The organism is Acinetobacter sp. YH12098 (assembly GCF_013419235.1).
GTDB classification, from domain to species: Bacteria; Pseudomonadota; Gammaproteobacteria; order Pseudomonadales; family Moraxellaceae; genus Acinetobacter; species Acinetobacter amyesii.
The window spans coordinates 1-2,125 of record NZ_VPAO01000087.1; the positions used below are offsets into that span (position 1 = coordinate 1).

A 2,125-nucleotide genomic window follows, 5' to 3' on the forward strand; every position below is an offset into this window, starting at 1 on the left:
GGTGATAGCTGGTTCTCCCCGAAAGCTATTTAGGTAGCGCCTCGGACGAATACCATTGGGGGTAGAGCACTGTTTCGGCTAGGGGGTCATCCCGACTTACCAAACCGATGCAAACTCCGAATACCAATGAGTACTATCCGGGAGACAGACTGCGGGTGCTAACGTCCGTAGTCAAGAGGAAAACAATCCAGACCGCCAGCTAAGGCCCCAAAATTATAGTTAAGTGGGAAACGATGTGGGAAGGCATAGACAGCTAGGAGGTTGGCTTAGAAGCAGCCACCCTTTAAAGAAAGCGTAATAGCTCACTAGTCGAGTCGGCCTGCGCGGAAGATGTAACGGGGCTAAAACTATATGCCGAAGCTGCGGATTTACACATTAGTGTAAGTGGTAGGGGAGCGTTCTGTAAGCCGATGAAGGTGGATTGAGAAGTCTGCTGGAGGTATCAGAAGTGCGAATGCTGACGTGAGTAACGACAAAACGGGTGAAAAACCCGTTCGCTGAAAGACCAAGGGTTCCAGTCCAACGTTAATCGGGGCTGGGTGAGTCGACCCCTAAGGCGAGGCCGAGAGGCGTAGTCGATGGGAAATTGGTTAATATTCCAATACTTCAGTGTAATGCGATGAGAGGACGGAGAAGGTTAAGTCAGCCTGGCGTTGGTTGTCCAGGTGAAAGGAAGTAGGCATGTATCTTAGGCAAATCCGGGGTACTCTATGCTGAGATCTGACAGCAAGCTGTACTTGTACAGTGAAGTGGCTGATACCATACTTCCAGGAAAAGTCTCTAAGCTTCAGTTACACTGGAATCGTACCCGAAACCGACACAGGTGGTCAGGTCGAGTAGACCAAAGCGCTTGAGAGAACTCTGCTGAAGGAACTAGGCAAAATGGTACCGTAACTTCGGGAGAAGGTACGCTGCTTTTGGTGATGGAACTTGCTTCCTGAGCTGAGAGCAGCCACAGAAACCAGGCCCCTGCAACTGTTTATTAAAAACATAGCACTCTGCAAACACGAAAGTGGACGTATAGGGTGTGATGCCTGCCCGGTGCTGGAAGGTTAATTGATGGGGTTAGCGTAAGCGAAGCTCTTGATCGAAGCCCCAGTAAACGGCGGCCGTAACTATAACGGTCCTAAGGTAGCGAAATTCCTTGTCGGGTAAGTTCCGACCTGCACGAATGGCATAATGATGGGGGCGCTGTCTCCAGCAGAGGCTCAGTGAAATCGAAATCGCCGTGAAGATGCGGTGTACCCGCGGCTAGACGGAAAGACCCCGTGAACCTTTACTGCAGCTTGACATTGAACTTTGATCTTACTTGTGTAGGATAGGTGGGAGGCTTTGAAGTCGCGACGCTAGTTGCGATGGAGCCAATCTTGAAATACCACCCTGGTAATATTGAGGTTCTAACTCTGTCCCGTTATCCGGGACGAGGACCATGTCTGGTGGGTAGTTTGACTGGGGCGGTCTCCTCCTAAAGAGTAACGGAGGAGTACGAAGGTGCGCTCAGCGTGGTCGGAAATCACGCGTAGAGTATAAAGGCAAAAGCGCGCTTAACTGCGAGACCCACAAGTCGAGCAGGTACGAAAGTAGGTCTTAGTGATCCGGTGGTTCTGTATGGAAGGGCCATCGCTCAACGGATAAAAGGTACTCTGGGGATAACAGGCTGATACCGCCCAAGAGTTCATATCGACGGCGGTGTTTGGCACCTCGATGTCGGCTCATCTCATCCTGGGGCTGAAGCAGGTCCCAAGGGTATGGCTGTTCGCCATTTAAAGAGGTACGCGAGCTGGGTTTAGAACGTCGTGAGACAGTTCGGTCCCTATCTACCGTGGGCGCTGGAAATTTGAGAGGATCTGCTCCTAGTACGAGAGGACCAGAGTGGACGAACCTCTGGTGTACCGGTTGTGACGCCAGTCGCATCGCCGGGTAGCTATGTTCGGAAGGGATAACCGCTGAAAGCATCTAAGCGGGAAGCCTACCTCAAGATAAGATTTCCCTTGGACTTTATGTCCACTAAAGAGCCGTTGAAGACTACGACGTTGATAGGTTGGATGTGGAAGTGCGGTGACGCATGAAGCTGACCAATACTAATTGCTCGTGAGGCTTGACTATACAACACCCAAACAGTTGT

At 51.1% G+C, this 2,125-nt stretch carries 1 rRNA gene; it reads left to right on the forward strand.

The annotated features are described in order from the left end of the window. Positions 1 to 2,106 (forward strand): 23S ribosomal RNA (locus FTU38_RS16585); the annotation flags it as partial. Positions 2,107 to 2,125: the final 19 nt, after the last annotated feature.